The organism is Mesorhizobium sp. M7A.F.Ca.MR.362.00.0.0 (genome assembly GCF_004023175.1).
In the GTDB taxonomy this organism is placed as follows: domain Bacteria; phylum Pseudomonadota; class Alphaproteobacteria; order Rhizobiales; family Rhizobiaceae; genus Mesorhizobium.
On the sequence record NZ_RZTF01001146.1, the window covers coordinates 1 to 232 of the forward strand.

Annotated in this window: 1 pseudogene; it reads right to left on the bottom strand. The window is 36.6% G+C overall.

Annotated features, from left to right (window positions below):
* Positions 1–232: pseudogene (locus EOC06_RS39435) on the bottom strand (dipeptide/oligopeptide/nickel ABC transporter ATP-binding protein); the annotation flags it as partial.

Here is a 232-nt window from a genome sequence, read left to right on the forward strand (position 1 = left end):
AAATTATTCTTTTCTTCGTTTTCTCTATCTTAGGATCAGGTATTGGGATTGCTGAAAGTAATGCTTTGGTATATTCGTGTAAAGGATTAGAATACAGTTCTTCACTTTCGGCTATCTCAACTATTTTCCCAGCATACATGACGGCCACTCTATCACAAATATGCTTCACCATAGCTAAATCATGAGCAATAAACAAATAGGTCAATCCTAGCTTCTGTTGCAAGTCCTCTAG